A 19,214-nucleotide genomic window follows, 5' to 3' on the forward strand; every position below is an offset into this window, starting at 1 on the left:
CCATGCCCGCGGGCATCACCCGGTCAGAGATCCCAATCGTCGTCGGCTGCGTCCTCGCCGGCGAGGATCGGCCCCGCGATCAGGTCGTGCCCATCCGTCGCGAGGATGCGTACGGCCACTAGGTCGCCCGGCTCGAGGTCCGAGCCCCCCGGCAGGTGAACGACGCCGTCGATCTCCGGCGCGTCCCACTTCGATCGCGCGACCGCGCCCTCCTCGGTCACCGCGTCGACCAGCACTTCGGTCTCCATGCCGACACGGGCCTCCAGCCGCCGCGCGCTCACGGCCTCGGCGACCTCCATGAAGCGCTCGAACCGCTCCTGCTTGACCTCCTCCGGCACCGCACCCGGCAGGTCGTTGGCCGCCGCCCCCTCGACCGGCTCGAACTTGAAGCACCCGACGCGGTCGAGTTCGGCTTCCTCCAGCCAGTCGAGCAGCATCTGGAAGTCGGCCTCGGTCTCGCCGGGGAAGCCGACGATGAAGCTCGACCGGATCGCCAGTTCCGGGCACTCCGCGCGCCAGCGGTGGATGCGGGAGAGCGTCTTTTCCTGCGCAGCCGGGCGGCGCATCGCGCGCAGCACATCGGGGCTCGCGTGCTGGAACGGGATGTCGAGATAGGGCAGCACGTGACCGGATGCCATCAGGCCGATCACCTCGTCCACGTGCGGATAGGGATAGACATAGTGAAGGCGCACCCAGACATCGAGTTCGCCCAGCGCTTCCGCCAGGTCGAAGAACCGCGTCCGCCGCTCCCGCCCGCCCCAGACGTGGGGCTCGTACTTCAGGTCGACGCCGTAGGCGCTGGTGTCCTGGCTGATCACCAGCAGCTCGCGCACGCCTGCCTCGGCCAGCTTTTCCGCCTCGCGCAGCACGAGATGGACCGGGCGGCTCGCCAGCTTGCCCCGCATCGACGGGATGATGCAGAAGGAGCACGAATTGTTGCAGCCCTCGGAAATCTTCAGATAGGCGTAATGCCGCGGCGTCAGCCGCACGCCGGCTTCCGGGACGAGGTCCACGAAGGGATCGTGGCGCGGCGGCACCGCGGAATGTACGGCCTCCATCACCGCCTCGTACTGGTGCGGCCCCGTGACCGCCAACACGTTCGGATGGGCGCCGCGGATGACGTTCTCCTCCGCCCCCAGGCAGCCCGTCACGATTACCTTGCCGTTTTCCTTGAGCGCCTCGCCGATCGCGTCGAGGCTTTCCGCACGCGCGCTGTCGAGGAAACCGCAGGTGTTGACGATCACGGCGTCGGCGCCCTGGTAGTCCGGGCTGATGTCATAGCCTTCGGCCCGCAGCCGCGTCAGGATCCGCTCACTGTCGACGAGCGCCTTGGGGCAGCCGAGGCTGACGATGCCCACGGTCGGGGCGGCTTTGGCGGTGCGGGCCATCGCATGTCTTCCGCTTGCAGGATACCGGTGTGTCCGGGAAGGAAGCGGCGCACGTGCGCGCGCCCGCCCTTCTCCACGGCGCCCTTCTACCGCCAAGTCCCGCGCTTTGAAAGCGCCGCGGCGCGTCAGCCCCGAACCACCGCGTCGAGCAAAGACCCGATCTTGCGAAACTGGGCCGCACGTTCAAACGGATGGGCGGCATCTGCAGGAAGGTCCGGGATACGCCCTTCCGCATCGATCTGATCCAGCCAGGCGTGGAGTTGAGCCGCGATCTCGTCGGGATCGTTGGAAACGAGACCAAACGGCCCGGCCCGCACGATGTCTGCCGCCTCTCCCGAGGTCGAGCCGATGGAAAGAATCGGGCGGCGTGCGCCGATATACTCGAAAACCTTGCCGGGGATCACACCGTCGTCTGCGGGGTTCGCCCAGCGGCAGAGCAGCAGTACGTCACTTTCCCGCTCGATACGCAGAATATCCTTGCGTGGAACCGCAGCACGAATCTCCACGCACTCCTCCACCTCGAGGTCGCGCGCGAGCCGACCTACGAAATCCAACTCGTCATGGAAGAAACGCACGCGCACTCGGGCCTTGTCCGCCCCCAGGCGGGTAATCGCCTCGAACAATGCACGCGGGTCCCTGCGCCCCGGATAGATCACGCCTGCATGAATGATGGTCAGGCGGCCGGCATCCCCCACGGGCCGCGTGATCGTTTGAAGGCCCTCGAAGTCGGCAGGATCATATCCGTTCATTGCGAGGAGCACAGGCACGTCATAGGTCGCCTGCAATTCGGCTTGCGCGGTTTTCGTAAGGGCGACCATCGCGCTGGCATGGCTCAAGGTGGCACGCGCCTTGGCCTCGAACACGCCCCTCAACAAGGGATGCACATCGACGTAAGGGTTGTTTGCCCAGAGATCACGCAACTCGGCCACCCACGGACGAGCTAACGCCTTCGACAGGCGCGCGGCAGCGATGTGAGCCGATTGCGGCGGCCCAGAGGACAAGATCACGTCCGGGTGCCAGGTTCGCGCCAGCGCGCGACCACGCTTTTCGGCCACGCGCACCCATGAGCGATAGCGGTCGGGAAGCGCTATGGCCTGGCGATAAAGAAGCTTCAGCGGGGACGGGCCGTTGCCGCGGCTTGGCCCGCCTCCAACCGCTTCAGTCGCCCCTGCCCCTCCGCCTTGCGTCACGGTCGAGGCGGCCAATTGCCTTGCACGGCCAACGGCGCGCGTCACAACAGCACCCGGCTCAGCATATGGCAAGGGATGCACGCGCCCCTCGGGCAGCACGGCATCGTGCAACCCTTCGTGCTTGGCTTCCAGGATCGACAAGACCTGAAGGTCGTGCCCCGCCTCGGCAAGATACTGCGCGAGTTTGGGATTCCGTACCGCGCCTGGCGGCGCATAAGGCGGAAAGAACCCGGCGACGAACAGGATTTTAAGCGGTCGCTGCACGCGCACCCCCTCCAGACGCTTGAGGGATCGGCCTAGACACGCAGCCTGACGCACGGTCGCCAGGACTTGGCCTCAGGCTGATCGGGAAGTTCGATGCCACACTATATCAAACAGGATTAAGGAACGCTTCCCGTCTCCGAACGACCGCGCCTACTGCCTCAGCCCGCGCGCGACATCAGGACGGTCGCCAGGAACTCCAGGACCTGCTCGTCGCGCTGGTTGAAGGCGCGGATCGACAGCACGACCACGTCGTCCGTTCCGGCCTTGGAGGTGCGCACGCTCTCCACACGGAAGCGGGCATGGATAGTGTCACCGGGGCGCACCAGCGCGGTGAAGCGGAACTTGTCGAAGCCGAGGCCCGCCCGGATGCGCGACCCCAGAACCGATTCCATCATGCCCGCCGTCAGCGACGCCGTGAGGAAGCCGGGCACGATCCGCCCGCCATAGGGCCCGCGGTTCGTGGCATAGTCGTCGTCGATGAAGATCGGCAGCTTCAGGCCGGCAAGGCCGGTGAAATTGACGAGATCTGTCTCGGTGATGGTGCGGCCATAGCTGCGGAACTCGGCTCCTGGCGCGAGCGGCGTCTCGGTCATTCTGCTCTCCTCGATGGCGGGGTGATGAGGGCGCCCAGGGTGTCAGCCGAACGCACCGGCAGCGCGCAACGTCTCGGCCCCGGCCGCATCGTAGCCGTGCTCGGCAAGAATCTCGGCCGCATGCTCGCCAACCCCCGGGGCGACGGCCGTGCACGCGCTGTCGCCGGGGACGAGCCCCGGAAGGACGGGCATCGCTACCTCGCCCAGACCGGGATGCGCATAGTGGGTGGCCGCACCCGTGGCGCGGACATGCTCGTCCTCCAGCCAATCGCCGATGGTGTTGATCGGCGCGCACAGCACGTCGGCCTCCTTCAGTGCCTCGACCCATTCCGCCGTCGTGCGGGACTTCACGATGGGGTCGAGGATCGCACGCAGGGGCCGCGAGTTGAGACCGCGGTTCCGGAAGCTGTCGAAGCGGGGATCGGCTGGCAGGTCCGGCACGCCCAGCACCTTGCAGATCTTGTGGAACTGCTCCTCGCGCATGAGCGTGATGGCGACCCAGCCATCTGCCGTCTCGTAGTTCCCGGCAGGCACGTTCACCGGCAGCGTAGCCCCCTTCTCCACCGAATACTCCGTGACCTTGGGGGCCTGGAGGGCGGCGGCGGCGGCCATCAGGCTGATGTCGAGATGCCGGCCCGGCGCGCCCCCGCGGCGTGCGTAGAGCGCGGCTGCCGCGGCCTGGAAGGCATAGAGGGAGGCAGCCGCGTCGATCACGAAGAAGCCGATCTTCATGGGCCGGCCCTCCATGTCGCGGGTATGCCACATCATGCCCGGGTAGGCCTGCGCGACAGTGTCGGTGGAGGCGACCTTCGCATAGGGCCCGGTCTGGCCGAACCCGCTGACCGATACATAGACGAGGCCCGGATTGATCGCACCGAGCGTCTCGTATCCGAAGCCGAGCCGGTCGGCGACGCCGGGGCGGAAGCTCTCGATCACCACGTCGGCATCTTCGGCCATCCGCTGGACGAGCTTCTGCGCCTGCGGGTTCTTGAGGTCGAGCGCGATGGAGCGCTTGCCGCGGTTCACCGTCGCCGACAGCGGCGTGTGCCCGCCCATGTTCACGCCGAGCGTGCGCGACCAGTCGCCCTGCGGCGGCTCGATCTTGATCACGTCCGCCCCGAACTGCGCGAACTGCATGCCGCAGTTCGGCCCGGCCATGCCGAGGCTGAAGTCGAGGACCTTCACCCCGCGAAAGGGCTTGAAGTCCCCGCTGGCGGTTGCGGCGTCGTTCGGCATGTCGCGATCTCCCTGGGCGCATCCCCGTTCGGCTGGCCGGCGCGCGGCCGGCGGACGGATTGTTCTCTTGACTCGGGTTATTCCGTATGTGGAAATCATATCCGCCATTGTGGATTAAGCAACGAACTATCTCAGTCCATGAGAACGCCGCGAGCGCGCAGGAACCGTCCGGTCGCAAACAGGGACGGCGGCGGGCCGGCATCGGGGAGGAAAAGATGACATTCGCATTCAGGCAGACCGTCGCGGCGCTCGTGGGCGCGGCGACCGGGTTGGCGATGCTCGCCGCCGGGGCCGCGCACGCCGAGACGATCACGCTCAAGGTCGCGGACTCGTTCCCGCCCAACCACAACATCGCCAACCAGGGCACGAAATGGTGGATGGAGCGGGTGACCGAGCTGACCGGCGGAAAGGTCCAGTTCGAGTATTACGGCGCCCAGCAGCTCGGCAAGCTGTCGGACATGCTGGCGCTCGCCCAGCGCAAGGTGGCCGAGATCACCTATGTCCCGCCGACCTTCAACGAGGGGCGGATGCCGCTCAGCACGGTGCACAATCTGCCGGGACTGTTCGACAGCTCCTACGTGGGCACGCTCGCCTACTACGACACGATCATGAACACGGCGATCCTGGAGAACGACTATATCCGCAACGGCGTCTATCCGCTGTGGGGCGTGATGACCACGACATACAACGTGTTCACGCGCGACAAGGCCGTGCGCTCCCTCGCCGACCTTGAGGGAATGAAGCTCAAGACAGCGGGCGGCTACCAGAACGAGGCGGTCAAGCTGCTGGGCGGGGTGCCGCTCAACATCCCGAGCCCGGAGACCTACCAGGCGATCCAGCTCGGCACCGTCGACGGTGCGATCTTCCCGTCCTCGGCGGCGAAGTCCTACCGGCTGCCGGAGGTCGCCAAGTTCTACACGCTGGGCTTCAACGTGTCGGTGTTCTATGCGCCCTATGTGATGAACCTCGAGGTCTGGAAGGGCCTGCCCGACGACGTGAAGGCCGCCTTCGAGCAGGCCAACCGCGAAACGCGCGAGCGCATGGGCAAGATCTTCGACGACGGCGATGCCGAGCTGATGGAAGGCTACAAGGCCGCGGGCGTCGAGATCATCATGCTGCCGGAGGCCGAGCAGGCGAAGGTGCAGGCGCGTCTTGCGCCGCTGTTCGACACCTGGGCGGCGGACATGAAGGGCCGCGGCCTGCCGGGCGAGGAAACGCTCGCCTATTTCCGCAAGGCGATCGCCGGCGTCAGCAAGAACTGAGGCCGCGCGCCCCATGGGACCGGCTGACACGCATGACGGGGCGGCTTCGGGCCGCCCCGCTCCGGGCCGCCCGCTTGCCGGGCCGGACCTCTGGCTCGGCCGTGCCGAACGGCTGCTGCTCGGAATCGCGCGGATCGCGCTCCTGATCCTGCTGGGCATGGTGGTCGTGCAGGTGACCGCGCGCTTCGCCTTCAACAGCCCGGCGGGCGAGATCGTGGCGATCACCGAGGCCTACATCATGCCGCTGATGGTCTTCCTCGCGCTCGCCTATGTGCAGACCGTGGACGGCCATGTGCGCGTGATCGTGCTCTACCGGCTTGCCTCGGGACGCGCGAAACATGCGCTCGACGCGGTGATCGCACTGCTTTCCATGGGGTTCTGGGCGCTCGTCGCCTACACGGGCTGGAGCGAGGTCCTCTTCGCCCAGTCGCTCGGCTACGAGGTCTCGCACGAGATCCGCCTGCCGCTCGCGACCGCGCTCATCATCGTGCCGGTCGGCGCGGGCGCCCTGTCGCTGCGGCTCCTGCTGTCGGCAGTGCAGGACGTGCTGGCCCTCGTCACCCCCGCCCGCGCCGGAGCCGCGTCTGCATGATCGTCACCGGCATCCTGATCCTCATGGCTGTGCTCTTCCTGATGGGCGTGCCGGTCGCCTTCACGCTGGGCATCTCGGGCGCTGTCGGCCTGTGGCTCGTCGGCGGAGAGGGCGCGCTGATCGGACTGATGGCAACCGCGCCCTATCGCACGACGGCCTCGTGGCTCCTCACCGCGATCCCGCTCTTCGTGCTGATGGCAGAACTGCTGGCGAGCAGCCGCATCACCACGCTCCTGTTCAACACGGCGAACAAGTGGGTGGCGCACTTCCCCGGCGGGCTCGCCATCGCGGGCATCTTCACCGCCGCCGGCCTCGGCGCGGTGTCGGGCTCCTCGACCGCCTCTACCGCCGCCATGTCGCAGTCGGTGACGCCGGAACTGATCCGCCACGGCTATTCGCCGCGCCTCGCGGTCGGTACCATCGCGTCCGCGGGAACGCTCGCCGTGATGATCCCGCCCAGCATCATCCTGGTCATCTACGGCATCCTGACGGAGTCCTCGATCGGGCTGCTGTTCGTCGCCGGCATCGTGCCGGGGCTGCTGAGCGTCGTCTTCTACGTCGCCACCGTCGTCATCTATGTGAAGCGCAACCCGGGCGAGGCGCCGCCCGCCCAGCGCTATGGCTGGGGCGAGCGGATCGCGGGCCTGAAGGACATCTGGCCCATGATGATCCTGTTCGTGCTGGTCATCGGCGGGCTCTACACCGGCATCGTGACGGTGACGGAGTCCGCAGGGATCGGCGCGTTCGGCGCGCTCCTGCTCGCGATCTGGTTCCAGCGCGGCCGCTCCTTCGCGGCCTTGTGGGAGGCGTTGCGCCGCACCGTGGCCACCGTGGCCATGATCTTCGCCATCGTGATCGGCGCGCACATCTTCGGCTACTTCATGACGCTGACGGGGGCGCCGCAGCACTTGCTGCACCTCGTCGACGGGCTCGACATGGAGCCCTGGACAATCATCCTGATCCTGCTGGTGATCTACGTGATCCTCGGCTGCTTCATGGACCAGCTGGCGATCCTGGTGCTGACCGTGCCCATCGTGCTGCCGATGGTCGAGCGGCTCGGCTACGACGCGATCTGGTTCGGCATCATCCTGGTCAAGACCGTCGAGATCGGGCTGATGACGCCGCCGCTCGGCATGAACTGCTTCGTGGCGAGCGCGATCAGCCGCCTCAGCATCGGCGAGGTGTTCCGCGGCACCATCCCCTTCGTGATCGCCGAGCTCGTGATCCTGACGCTTCTCGCCACCGTCCCGGGCCTTGTGACCTGGGTGATCTACTAGCAGCCACGGAAAGGACAAGGACAAGGACAAGGGCATGGACCTGACGCCAGACCAGCGCGCGTTGCGCGACAGCGTCGACCGCTTCATCCGGGCGGAGATCGCGCCCCGTATCTCTGCCATGGAAAAGGCGCGCGAGGTGCCGCGCGAGGTGATGGAGCGCTGCGCCGAACTCGGCCTCGTCGGCGCGACCCTGCCGGAGGAGGCGGGCGGCCTCGGCCTCGGCTTCCGCGACCTGTCGGTTCTGATGGAGACCGTGGGCTACCACTGGCACAGCCTGCGCTCGCTTCTGAACGTGGCGAACATGGTGGCGGCGCTCATTCACGAGAACGCCACGGCCGAGCAGCGCGAACGCTTCCTCGCGCCCGCGCTCTCCGGCAAGGCGCGGGTCTTCGTCGCGATCACCGAGCCCAACCACGGCTCCGACGTGAACAGCATCGAGCTGAGGGCGCAGGACCGGCGCGACCATTTCCGCCTCAACGGGCGCAAGCTCTGGATCACCAACGGCGGCGGCGACTTCGGCATCGTGCTGGCGCGCGTCACCGACCCGGCGGGCGGGCGCGGCAAGCTGACGACCTTCCTCGTCGATCCGAAGGAAAGCGCATTTGAGGTGCGCCGCGTCGACACCATGATCCTACGTGCGACGCAGACGACCGAACTGACCTTCGACGACACGATCGTGCCGCGCGCGAACGTGCTGGGCGAGGTTGGCGGGGGCCTGCGCAACATCCTGACGACGCTTGCCCACGGCCGCGTCAGCGTCGCCTCCGGCGCGGTCGGAGCGGCGCAGGCGGCGCTCGACATCACGACCGAATACGCCCGCACGCGCCGCCAGTTCGGCCGGCTGATCGGCGAGCAGCAGCTTGTCCAGGGCCACCTGGCCGAGATGGTGGCGCTGACGCGGGCCGCGCGCTGGCTGGTCTACGACGCGGCCGTCCGCCTCGACCGGGGGGAGACCGCGCGGCTCGAAACCTCGCTGGCCAAGCGGCAGGCGACCGAGTGGGCGCACCGCGTCGCGCACCTCGCGCTGCAGCTTCACGGCGGCATCGGCTACAGCGAGGACCTGCCGATCGAGCGCATCTTCCGCGACACGCGCGGTGGTACGATTCCCGAAGGCACGTCGGAGATCCAGTCCCTGGTCATCGGCCGGGAGCTTCTGGGCCTCGACGCCTTCAACGCCGCAAAACCATGAGACAAGAGGCAGACATGCTCAGGGATATCGAGAACTACAAGGTCTATTTCGACACGCTGGAGGTGGGCGAGCGCTTCGTCAGCGAGGGCCGCACCGTGACGGAGCGCGACATCATCGCCTTCGCCGGCCTCTCCGGCGACTTCAACGCGCTGCACATCGATGCCGAGTATGCGGCCACCACCCAGCACGGCCAGCGCATCGCGCACGGCCTTCTGGTGCTCTCGATCGCCTCCGGCCTCAGCACGCAGATGCCGGTGATGAAGTTCATGAGCAGCACCATCGTCGGCCTCGCCAACCTCGAATGCCGCTGGCTGAAGCCGACCTTCATCGGCGACACGATCCATGTCGTGCTGGAGGTGACGGAGAAGGTCCCCTCGCGCAGCAAGCCCGACCGGGGCACGCTCGTGCTCTCCCGCAAGGCGGTGAATCAGCGCGGCGAGACCGTGATGGACTCGACCTGGAAGCTGATCCTGAAGAAATCGGACGCGGCCTGACGGCGCTCGCGCCCTCACCCATCCCCACACGCAAGACACGAAGGCAGACAAGACCCATGGCCAAGGAAACCCGGCGCCCGCAGACCAACCTCTGCACCTATGACGAGCACTCCATCCATCTCCGCGGTGTCGACCTCGTCGACGACATGATCGGCAAGATGGGCTTCACGGAGGTGTTCTTCCGCCAGTTCATGAATCGCGCGCCCAGCGCGGCGGAAGTGACCGTCCTCGACGCGATCCTCGTCACGCTGATGGAGCACGGGCTGACCCCCAGCGCGATCAGCGCGCGCATGATCGCGTCGTCCGCGCCGGAGGCGCTGCAGGCCGCCATCGCCGCGGGCATCCTGGGCGTCGGCAGCCGCTTCGTCGGCACCATCGAGGACTCCGCCCTGCTGCTGAAGGAACTTGTCGACGCCCCGGAAGGTTTCGAGGCGCGCGCGGAAGCCGTCATCGCCCGCTACCGGGCCGAGCGCAAGGCGGTGCCGGGCTTCGGCCACCACCTGCACCGGCCGGACGATCCGCGCTCGATCCGCCTGCTGGCGCTCGCCGACGAGCTTGGGCTGGGCGGCAAGTACGTGACGGGCATCCGCGATCTTTCCACCATCCTCGACCGGATCGCAGGCAAGCACCTGACGATCAACGCCACCGGCGCCATCGGGGCGCTGCTCTGCGAGATCGACGTGCCGCCCTCCATCGCGCGTGGCATCGCGGTCGTCAGCCGCGCCGCGGGCCTCGTCGCGCACATCCGCGAGGAGCAGGAAGACCCCGCCTGCCGCTTCATCTGGGACATGGCAGAGCACGAGCTGAGCGCGCCGCACAAGAAGGGCTGAGCCCGGAGCAGGACAGGGAGAACCGAACCATGGACATGGGACTGGCCGGCAAGGTGGCCATCGTGACGGGCGGCGGGCGCGGCATCGGGGCCGCGATCTGCAAGGCGCTCGCGGCGGAAGGCGCACACATCGTCGCCAACGATATCGACCGGGCGCGGGCCGAGGAGACGGGTGCCGAGCTGACCGCCGGCGGCGCGAAGGCCATCGCGGTCGCGGGCGACATCACCCGCGCGGAGGACGCCGAGGCGCTGGCGAAGGCTGCGCTCGACGCCTTCGGACGCATCGACATCCTCGTCAACAACGCGGGCTTCACGCGCGACGGGCGCATCACCAAGATGACGGAGGACGACTGGGACAGCGTCGTCGACGTGATCCTGAAGGGCACCTTCCTGTGCACCCGCGCCGTGATCCCGGCGATGACCGAGCAGAAGTCGGGCCGCATCGTCAACATCGCCTCGCGGGCGCACTGGGGCAATCCGGGGCAGGCGAACTATTCCGCGGCGAAGGCCGGTGTGGTGGGTTTCACCCGCTCGCAGGCCGCCGAGCACGGGCGCAACAACATCACCGTCAACGCGGTCGCACCGGGCTTCGTGGAAACGCCGCTCGTCCAGGCGCTGCCGCACTACGAGAAGATCAAGCAGCGCACCATCGACAACACGCCGATCCCGCGCCTCGGCCGAGTGGAGGACATCGCCGACGCGGTGACCTTCCTCGCCTCGGAGCGGGCGTCCTGGATCACCGGCGAGCTGCTGCATGTCACCGGCGGGCGCTACCGCGGCTGAGCGCGCAACGCGCGCGGACCGATCCTGGCGAAACGGGAGTGGCACATAGGCCGAAGGCACAGATGACAGGGACCGGAAGGCGCGGATACTGAGGCAAGCATCCCTTGTCCCGCATCCGCACCGCCCGCTTTCGAAAGGTGAGCCCATGACCGAGAAAGCCGCTCTCAAGACCGTCAAGACGGCTGCCCGCACGCTCGATGTGTTCGAGGCGTTCTGCGCGGCGGGCGAGCCCCTGTCGATCACTGCGCTGGCCGAACGGATCCACTCCCCGGTGAGCAGTTGCCACACGCTGGTGAAGACGCTGCAGGCACGCGGCTATCTCTACACCCTCGACCAGCGCCGCCTGATCTACCCGACCAAGCGGATGTTCGAACTGACGAGCGAGATCTCCCGGCACGATCCGCTGCTGCGCAAGATCACGCCGCTGATGACCGCGCTGCGCGACCGGACGGGTGAGACCGTGGTGATGGGCAAGCGGCAGGGCAGCGAGGCGGTCTATCTCGAGGTGATCGAGGGCACGCACACGATCCGCTACTCCGCACAGTCGGGCCAGACCCGCCAGCTCTATTCCAGCTCCATCGGGAAGGCGCTCCTCGGCCTCGTGTCCGAGCGCGATCTGGATGCCTATCTCGCACGGACGAAGTTCCGTGCCTGGACCCGCAACACCATCACCGATCCGGAGGTGCTGCGGGAAAACATCGCCGCCGGGCGTGCGCAGGGCTATTACACGACGCGCGGGGAGAACGTGGACGACGTCATGGCAATCGCGGTCAGTCTGCGCATCGCGGGCGAGGGGCTGAGCTTCGCGCTCGCCGGGCCCGCACCGCGCATCGAGGCCAATTTCAACCGTTATCTCGGAGATGTGCTGGCCTTCGCCCGGAGCCTCGAGGCGCTGAACGAGACCCTCTCGCGCACCGGCTGACGCGCGGGCGCAGGACGGGGGAGATCGTCCCCGGCATGGCGGCCGGTACGCAATGAAAGGGCGGCCTGATCGCCTGGCTCACGGGGGAGCCGCGGCTGCCCCGCCGACCCTGACGAAGCCTGCCCGCCAGGCATGGGCAGGCCATGCCGACAAATGGCGTGTCCCCGCCTACCCGGCGATCGCCTCGCGTACGCGCGCCGCGGTTCCGGGGTCGAGGAAGCCTTCGACGGTGGCATCGGTCTCCAGCGCCATGGCCTGTTCCAGCGGCAACTGGAACGCCTTGTTCAGCACCGCCTTCACGTTGCGGCGCGCGACGGCAGGCAAGTCCGCGATCCGGGCGGCCATGTCCCGCGCAACGGTTTCGTGCTGCCCGTCGGGCACGACGCGCGCGACGAGCCCCATCTGGTGCGCCTCCGCCGCCGTGAAGCGATCCCCCAGGAGAATCAATTCCTTGGTCTTCTGCAGTCCGATCATGTTCGGCAGAAGCGTTGTCACGCCGCCCGTGACGAACACGCCCAGTTGCGTCTCGGGGAAGAAGCAGCGGCAGCTCTCCGCCATCACGGCGATGTCGCAATTGATCACCCATTCGAGGCCGCCGCCCACGGCCCAGCCATGGATGCCGCCCACGACGATCTTCTCGCCGTTCATCATCAGGCGGGTGATCTCCTGGATGTTCTCGATGAAGACCCGCGTTTCGGCCGGTCCGGCCGATTGCTCCCCGAACTCCTTCAGGTCGTCGCCGGCGCAGAAGGCCCTCCCCTCGCCGGCGAGGACGATGGCCGCGACCGCCGGGTCGGACTGCGCGGCACGCAGCGCGTCGGCGAAGTCCCTGAGCAGGTCCGGGTTGATCGCGTTGAGCCGGTCCGGGCGGTTCAGGCGGACCTCGGCGATCCCGCCCGCCACGGACAACAGCACGGTCTTGGTCATTCTCTCAATCCTCCCGTATGACCCGGCGCGTCTTTCCCGCCGTGCGTGGTAAGGCGCCATGCGCAAGCAGCCGCACCTCCGCTGTCACCCGCAGCGCATCCTTGACCGCACGCTCCACCTCTGCCGCAAGCTCCGGCGTTGGTGTGACGCCACCGGCCACCTCAGCCTCGACGGGGAGGCGGTCGTAGGGACCGATGCCCTTGAGCCGGATGAGATACTCTCCCGACAGTGCAGGCAGCCCGTTCATCACCGCGGCAACCATGGTCGGGAAGACATTGATGCCGCGCACCACGACCATGTCGTCGCTGCGTCCGACGACGCGGAACCGGAACCCCGTCCGCCCGCAGGCGCAGGGGTCCGTGCCCGTGACCTGGATGACGTCGCCGGTGCGGAAGCGGACGAGCGGCTGGCACTCCCGGTCGAGATGGGTGAGAACGAGTTCCCCCCGCGCACCCGCCGCGATCGGCAGGGGCGTTGTGCTTTCGGGGTCGATCAGCTCCGGATAGAGCACGTCGAGCCCGAGGAAATGCAGGTCGTTGTCGTGCGCGCACTGGCCTGCGAAGTTCGAGAAGACGTCCGATACGCCATAGTTCGCGTTGCGCGGCGCGAGGCCCCACACCTCCTCGAAGCGTCGGCGCAGGTCGGGACTGTCGAGCCCCGCCTCGCCGCCGAACAGGCCGAGTTTCAGCCCCAGGTCGCGGGGTGCAAGACCGGGGAAGTTTTCCGCGATCACGCGCTCCAGTACCGCCGGATAGGACGGCGTGCACGAGATCGCAGTGACCTTCAGGTCGCGGATGGTCTCGATCAGCAGCCTGGTGCTGCCGACGCCGAACGGGATCACGAGGGCGCCCGTCGCCTCGAGCGTCAGATGGTCGGTCAGCCCGCCCATCCACATCTGGTAATTGAGACAGTGCACGACGCGATGGCCGGGGCCGAGCCCGCTGGCCCGGTGGCTGCGCCCGCCGACGACCGCGGTGACGTGCGCGTCGCGTGCCGACAGCGCGAGGTTCATCGCCTGCCCCGTCGTGCCCGACGTCCGGTGCAGCCGGTTCACCGCGGTCACGTCCGTCGCAAGGTAGTTCCCGAAGGGCGGATGGTCGGCCTGCGCCACCCTAAGCATCGCCTTGTCCGACAAGGGCAGGGCGGGCAGGTCTTCCAGCCGCGCCGACACCTTATGCCCCGTCCATAGCGCCTTGTAGAAGTCCGAGCGCGCAGCGACCGAGCGCGACTGCGCCTCCCACGCCACCTGCTGGTGGCGTGCCATGTCGGCCCCCGGCAGATACTCCGCAGTCTCGACGAGCGCCATGCGCGTCACCGCCCCCGTTTTGCTTGCCTCCGCCGCTCCGCGCGGACCATGCTTGATACCATTCGGCGCGCCTGCAATCAACAAACATGACGTCAGTTTCAGATTTTACCCCGAGAAACAGGTATGCCGCGGCGGGTCGCGGTCCTGCCGTCAAATCTCTGGATCAGGGATGATCTCGGGCCGCCGGGGCGGCGAACCGCCACCCGAAGCAACTGCAGTCTTTCACCCTTTTCCTTCCTTGCCATACGCGTCGCCTCGGGCAGCCGCAGTCTCTAACCCGGCCAGGCGAATCTCTGGGCTGACTGCATGAAAGCCGCGAGCGCGGGCGAAAACCGGCGGCCCCGCACGGTGGCGAGGACGACCGAGCGTTCCACACCCGGCTCGATCAGGGGCCGCTGGAGGAGGCCTGGCAGCGTGACCGAGAACTCCGGCATGAACGCAAACCCCAGTCCCGCGAGCACCATCGCCTGGACCCAGTCCTCCCGCTCCGACCGGAAGCGCGCATAGAGGTCGACGCTGCGGTCCTTGCAGACCCCCATGACCATCTCCCGCATCTCGCAGGCGAGACGGTCCACATAGGCCTCTCCGGAAAGATCGGCGAGGCGGATGGCGTTCATTCGGCCCAGCCTGTGGTCCGGCGGGAACACGACGACATAGCGCTCCTGGTAAAGTTCATCCACGCGGAAACCGGCCTCGGTCTCCGCGGTGCGCGTGAAGACCGCGGCATCGAGTTCCCCGTTCGAGAGCCGGTCGCCGAGGTCGGCAACCGAGCCTTCGCTGACCGAGAGTTCGAGGCCCGGGTGCTTCTTCTCGAAGTCCGCGAGGAACCGCGCAAGGCGCACATGGCCGATCGTCGACATCACGCCCAGCCGCACGGGAACCTGGTCGAGCAGCCGGAAGTTCTGCGCCAGCACCTGCGCCGCCGCCGCCTCGTCTGCGATATGACGGAGATGCGGCAGCATGGAATGGCCGAAATCGCTGAGCAGGATCCGCCGCCCCTCGCGGTGGAAGATGGGCGCACCCAGTTCCTCCTCGAGTGCCTTGATGCCCTTCGTCAGCGCAGGCTGCGTGACATTGCAGGCCGCCGCGGCCTTCGTGAAGTTGAGATGCTTGGCTGCCGCCAGGACATAGCGGATCTGCGACATTTCCATGAAGAAGCCCCCCACTTCCCCATTCCCGGTCCCAAGAATACCGAAGATGCACGATACCGGAAGTTATCGAACCATGACGATTCGTCAGTTTGCCCAGCCGCGCGCGTGTCGTTCACTTTCCCGGTTGGCGGCAACGAAGGAGATCGGACATGACGGTCTACATGGTCGAACGCAATCTCAAGGGCATCAGCATGGACGACCTGGCGGGTGCGCAGCAGGCAGCGATTGCGACAGCGAACCGGATGTCGGAAGACGGCGCGGCGATCCGGTACATCCGGTCGACGTTCGCGCCCGATGACGGTCGCTGCATGTGCCTGTTCGACGGCGAGAGCGCGGAGCAGGTCCAAAGGCTCAACGACACGGCGGGCCTCCCGTACGAAAGGATCGTCGCGGCGCTCGACCTGACGCCCTGAGCGGTCGTACCCCCTGCAGGCTCCGCCCGCTGCGGCCGCGCAGCGGGCGGCAGAGCCTTTCCAGGCCTCCTGCATCGGCAGCACCGGGCGGACGTGAAAGGCGGCGCAGACCTGCAATACCCGTGGATTCTCCAGCGGCGGTACTGACAATGTGACCGATCCGATCGAGGGACCGCTGGCAGCCCTGATCTCGCCAGTCCGCCCCCCCTCTCCTGGCACTGGGGGATCGAAAGCCGGTAGCCATGGTTCAGTTTACCGATCCCGATGCACGACGCCCGCCCTCGCCCGAGAGAATTGCCCGCGCTTTCTGACTCAGTCAGGCTTATCGCTGCGCTGCTACGCGGCAAATCGGCACGCGCAGCCAGCGCGTTATGCCGACCAAGGCCCGAAAACTCGCTCCCCGGACGGGGGCGCGTCCGGGGAGCAGGGCGCGTGCGATCAACGATGAGAAACGAAGACCGTCGCCGACCCGTTCGGGCCGAGGAGCAGCGTGTCGAAGGGATCGCGGCGGTCGCCCATCTCCATCCCCGGCGAGCCGACGGGCATGCCCGGCACGCTGAGGCCGAGCGCGCGCGGACGCTCTTTCAGCAGGCGGGCGACATCGGCGGCGGGAACATGGCCCTCGATCACATAGCTGTCGATCTCGGCGGTGTGACAGGACATGTGCTCCGGCGCGATCCCGAGCTTTTCCTTGAGCGCGTAGAGCGCGTCGTCCGGCATCTCGCGCACCTCGACCGCGAACCCGGCGCGGCGCACATGATCGACCCATGCGCCGCAGCAGCCGCAGGTCGGCGACTTGCGGACCAGCATGCGCGGCGCTGCGGCGGCGACGGAGGAGCCTGCCACCGCCAGGGCGGCGGAAGCGACCAGAAACATGCGGCGGTTCATCTTCTTCGTCCTTTCTGCGATGGGCGTGCACCCCGGCGGAGCGTGCCCCGCCGGGGCGCTAGCGGTCAGAACATGAGCCGCGTACCGACGACGAGATAGACCGCATCGTCGTCCTCTCCGGCGGCACGCGCAAGCCTGCGGGTCGCGCCGAACACGCGCTCGTAGTGGACGCCGACATAGGGCGAGATCGCCCGGTCCACGAGGTCGTAGCCGAGGCGCGCGCCGATCTCCACCTTCGGCCCCCATGCCCCGAGCCCGATCGCCCGGTCGTCGCGCAGCGGCAGGTCGACCTCGATGCTCGGCGTCAGGACGATCCGGTTGGTGATGAGGCCCTCGTACTCCACCTCGAACCGGGCGACGGGGCGGTCGGAGACGAAGAGGTCCGCATCCACCTCGAACCATTGCGGGGCGAGGCCATGCAGCCCGATCACCCCGTAGAGCCGGTCCGGTCCCTCCGGCGTGTCGGCGCGCACGCCGACCACCGCGTCGAAGAAATCCGTCACCGGGACCTGCAGGCGAAGCTGGTTCTCCATGGCCTCGAAGGCGTCCTCGTCGAGCGCAAACTCCCCCTCGCTGCGCCAGACGAACTTCAGCGCATCGGTCCCCGCGAGCGCGTCGAGATCCCAGGCCAGGAGATCGCTCCCCTCGCCCGCGCGATACTCGAACTGTTCCACCTGCACGCCCCAGAAGGGGGACTCCGCAAGCGCCGGAGAGGCAACCGCGACGGCGAGCACCGCAGCGAAGCCGGCTGTCCTTGTCATGTATGCCATCGGCTCAGCCCCCCGTCACGGCGGCGGAGGACGCGCTCTTTGCCGCGGGGCCGCCCTCGACGATGACCTTGCGCATCATGCCCGCCTCCATGTGATAGGCGAGATGGCAATGGAAGACCCATTGCCCGGGCGCGTCGACTTCGGTCTCCATGTAGACGGTGGTGCCGGGCGCGACGCTGACGACATGCTTGACCGGGTTCCACGCGCCGCTGCCATTGTCGAGGATCGACCACATGCCGTGCAGGTGCATGGGGTGCGTCATCATCGTCTCGTTGACGAACTTGAAGCGGACCCTCTCCCCGTACGTCAGGCGGATGGGTTCGGAGTCGCCGTGCTTCACGCCGTTGATGGTCCAGAGGTAGCGCTCCATGTTGCCGGTGAGCCGCAACTCGATCTCGCGGGTCGCTTCCCGATGCGCGTAGAGCGGCTTCTGCGCCTTGAGATCGGCGTAGGAGAGCACCTTGCCGCCGTTCGCCGCCTCGGGCGTCAGGCCGCTACCGGGGGCGTAGAAGGGATCTCCGCCCGCATCCGCCGCGCCGTGGCCGGCATGGTCCATGTGCCCGTGCGCCGCGCCCTGCATGACGCTTCCGTCCGGCATGGTGTGGGTGCCACCCTGCATCGCACCATGGCCCATGTCCCCATGCGCCATCCCCATGTCGGCCATGGTGAGCAGCGGCGGGCTGCGCATCTCCGGCACCTCGGCCTCCATGCCCTCGCGCGGGGCGAGCGTGCCGCGGGCATAGGCCGTCCGCCCCATGGACTCCGCAAAGATCGTGTAGGCTCGGTCCTCCATCGGCCGGACGATGACGTCATAGGTCTCGGCCACGGCGATGCGCAGCTCGTCCACGGTCACCGGCTGGACATTGTTCCCGTCCGCCTGCACCACGGTCATCTTCAGGCCGGGGATACGAATGTCGAAATAGGTCATGGCGGAGGAGTTGATGAAGCGCAGACGCACCCGCTCTCCCGGAGTGAACAGGCCGGTCCAGTTCTGCGCCGGCCCCTTCCCGTTGATGAGCGGGGTGAAGCCCTGCACATCCTCGATGTCGGTGGGCATCATCCGCATGGAGCCCCAGTCCCCGCGGTCGGCCAGCGCGGCCCCCAGCCCCTTCTCCGCCGCGTCGCCGAGGAAGTCGAACAGCGTCCGCTGCTGCCGGTTGTAATAGTCCGGCATCATCTTGAGGTTCCGCATGATCCGTGCGCCGGAGTGGGGGTGCTTGTCGGTCAGCTGCACCACATGGTCCCGGTCGTAGCGGAAGGGCTCGCGCCCCTTCGGCTCGATGATGATGGCGCCATAGGCCCCGTCCGGCTCCTGGAAGCCGGAATGGCTGTGGAACCAGTAGGTGCCTGCCTGAACGATCGGGAAGCGGTAGGTGAAGGTCTCCCCCGGCGCGATACCTTCGAAGCTCACGCCCGGAACGCCGTCCTGGTCGAACGGCAGGATCAGCCCGTGCCAGTGGATCGAGGTCTCCTCCGAGAGATTGTTGGTCACGTTGATGGTGACCTCCTCCCCCTCGCGCCAGCGCAGGATCGTCGGCGTCTGGCTCTTGTTGTAGCCCACGCCCCGCTTCACGAAGTCGCCGGTGTCGATGGCGATCCGGTCGACGGTGATGTCATAGGTTCCGGCCATTGCCGCCCCGCCGGGCAGCATGGCCAGCCCGGCCCCGAACGCGGCCGCCCGGACCATTGCGATGGTCGTCATGTCTTGCTCATCCTGTGAATGAGGCCGCCGGACACGGG

The 19,214-nt window shown here is 67.6% G+C and carries 19 protein-coding genes; 9 read left to right on the top strand and 10 right to left on the bottom strand.

Going from position 1 to position 19,214, the window contains the following annotated elements; genetic code table 11:
• Positions 1-23 precede the first annotated feature (23 nt).
• The 4 genes from rimO to NJQ99_RS07585 form a co-directional block, all read right to left on the bottom strand.
• Entirely contained in the window at positions 24-1,388 is a 1,365-nt protein-coding gene (rimO, locus tag NJQ99_RS07570; protein ID WP_269332224.1) for a 30S ribosomal protein S12 methylthiotransferase RimO, read from the bottom strand.
• 125 nt (positions 1,389-1,513) lie between these two features.
• Positions 1,514-2,842, bottom strand: a complete 1,329-nt coding sequence (locus NJQ99_RS07575) for a glycosyltransferase family protein (protein ID WP_269332225.1) — start codon at positions 2,840-2,842, stop codon at positions 1,514-1,516.
• A 158-nt stretch (positions 2,843-3,000) separates the two neighbouring features.
• Positions 3,001-3,435: a MaoC family dehydratase gene (locus NJQ99_RS07580; protein ID WP_269332226.1), complete on the bottom strand. Its 435-nt coding sequence runs from the start codon at positions 3,433-3,435 to the stop codon at positions 3,001-3,003.
• A 42-nt stretch (positions 3,436-3,477) separates the two neighbouring features.
• Positions 3,478-4,671: a CaiB/BaiF CoA transferase family protein gene (locus NJQ99_RS07585; RefSeq protein WP_269332227.1), complete on the bottom strand. Its 1,194-nt coding sequence runs from the start codon at positions 4,669-4,671 to the stop codon at positions 3,478-3,480.
• Between the two features lie 215 nt (positions 4,672-4,886).
• On the opposite strand from NJQ99_RS07585, the gene NJQ99_RS07590 reads away from it, so the two are divergent.
• From NJQ99_RS07590 to NJQ99_RS07625, 8 genes are all read left to right on the top strand, one after another.
• Entirely contained in the window at positions 4,887-5,933 is a 1,047-nt protein-coding gene (locus NJQ99_RS07590) for a TRAP transporter substrate-binding protein (RefSeq protein WP_269332228.1), read from the top strand.
• A gap of 13 nt (positions 5,934-5,946) precedes the next feature.
• On the top strand, positions 5,947-6,525 hold the full coding sequence (locus NJQ99_RS07595; protein WP_269332229.1) for a TRAP transporter small permease: 579 nt from the start codon (positions 5,947-5,949) through the stop codon (positions 6,523-6,525).
• Entirely contained in the window at positions 6,522-7,802 is a 1,281-nt protein-coding gene (locus NJQ99_RS07600; RefSeq protein ID WP_269332230.1) for a TRAP transporter large permease, read from the top strand. Before NJQ99_RS07595 ends, NJQ99_RS07600 begins: the two co-directional genes overlap by 4 nt.
• Positions 7,803-7,836: 34 nt before the next feature.
• Positions 7,837-8,991, top strand: a complete 1,155-nt coding sequence (locus tag NJQ99_RS07605; RefSeq protein WP_269332231.1) for an acyl-CoA dehydrogenase family protein — start codon at positions 7,837-7,839, stop codon at positions 8,989-8,991.
• Positions 8,992-9,005: 14 nt separating this feature from the next.
• Positions 9,006-9,485, top strand: coding sequence for a MaoC/PaaZ C-terminal domain-containing protein (locus NJQ99_RS07610; protein ID WP_269332232.1), 480 nt, complete (start codon positions 9,006-9,008; stop codon positions 9,483-9,485).
• Between the two features lie 56 nt (positions 9,486-9,541).
• Positions 9,542-10,315: a citryl-CoA lyase gene (locus tag NJQ99_RS07615; RefSeq protein ID WP_269332233.1), complete on the top strand. Its 774-nt coding sequence runs from the start codon at positions 9,542-9,544 to the stop codon at positions 10,313-10,315.
• A gap of 29 nt (positions 10,316-10,344) precedes the next feature.
• Positions 10,345-11,097 carry a glucose 1-dehydrogenase gene (locus NJQ99_RS07620; RefSeq protein WP_269332234.1) on the top strand — a complete coding sequence of 251 codons (753 nt, stop codon included), beginning with the start codon at positions 10,345-10,347 and terminating at the stop codon, positions 11,095-11,097.
• 145 nt (positions 11,098-11,242) lie between these two features.
• Positions 11,243-12,019 carry an IclR family transcriptional regulator gene (locus NJQ99_RS07625; protein WP_269332235.1) on the top strand — a complete coding sequence of 259 codons (777 nt, stop codon included), beginning with the start codon at positions 11,243-11,245 and terminating at the stop codon, positions 12,017-12,019.
• Between the two features lie 168 nt (positions 12,020-12,187).
• Here the strand turns inward: NJQ99_RS07625 and NJQ99_RS07630 are convergent, their stop codons facing one another.
• From NJQ99_RS07630 to NJQ99_RS07640, 3 genes are all read right to left on the bottom strand, one after another.
• Positions 12,188-12,946, bottom strand: coding sequence for an enoyl-CoA hydratase/isomerase family protein (locus tag NJQ99_RS07630; protein ID WP_269332236.1), 759 nt, complete (start codon positions 12,944-12,946; stop codon positions 12,188-12,190).
• A 4-nt stretch (positions 12,947-12,950) separates the two neighbouring features.
• A complete protein-coding gene (locus NJQ99_RS07635; protein WP_269332237.1) occupies positions 12,951-14,252 on the bottom strand; it encodes a phenylacetate--CoA ligase family protein in 1,302 nt (433 codons plus the stop codon).
• A gap of 272 nt (positions 14,253-14,524) precedes the next feature.
• A complete protein-coding gene (locus NJQ99_RS07640) occupies positions 14,525-15,403 on the bottom strand; it encodes a LysR family transcriptional regulator (RefSeq protein WP_269332238.1) in 879 nt (292 codons plus the stop codon).
• A 149-nt stretch (positions 15,404-15,552) separates the two neighbouring features.
• On the opposite strand from NJQ99_RS07640, the gene NJQ99_RS07645 reads away from it, so the two are divergent.
• Positions 15,553-15,816, top strand: a complete 264-nt coding sequence (locus NJQ99_RS07645) for a DUF4242 domain-containing protein (protein WP_269332239.1) — start codon at positions 15,553-15,555, stop codon at positions 15,814-15,816.
• Positions 15,817-16,254: 438 nt separating this feature from the next.
• Here the strand turns inward: NJQ99_RS07645 and NJQ99_RS07650 are convergent, their stop codons facing one another.
• The 3 genes from NJQ99_RS07650 to NJQ99_RS07660 all read right to left on the bottom strand — a co-directional run bounded on the left by NJQ99_RS07650 (position 16,255) and on the right by NJQ99_RS07660 (position 19,176).
• Positions 16,255-16,704 carry a DUF411 domain-containing protein gene (locus tag NJQ99_RS07650; protein WP_269332240.1) on the bottom strand — a complete coding sequence of 150 codons (450 nt, stop codon included), beginning with the start codon at positions 16,702-16,704 and terminating at the stop codon, positions 16,255-16,257.
• Positions 16,705-16,769: 65 nt separating this feature from the next.
• The gene (locus NJQ99_RS07655; protein ID WP_269332241.1) at positions 16,770-17,465 is read right to left on the bottom strand and encodes a copper resistance protein B; all 696 of its coding nucleotides are present in this window, start codon (positions 17,463-17,465) and stop codon (positions 16,770-16,772) included.
• Positions 17,466-17,478: 13 nt separating this feature from the next.
• Entirely contained in the window at positions 17,479-19,176 is a 1,698-nt protein-coding gene (locus NJQ99_RS07660) for a copper resistance system multicopper oxidase (protein WP_331283288.1), read from the bottom strand.
• Positions 19,177-19,214 lie beyond the last annotated feature (38 nt).

This window comes from Futiania mangrovi (genome assembly GCF_024158125.1).
Classification (GTDB): Bacteria; Pseudomonadota; Alphaproteobacteria; order Futianiales; family Futianiaceae; genus Futiania; species Futiania mangrovi.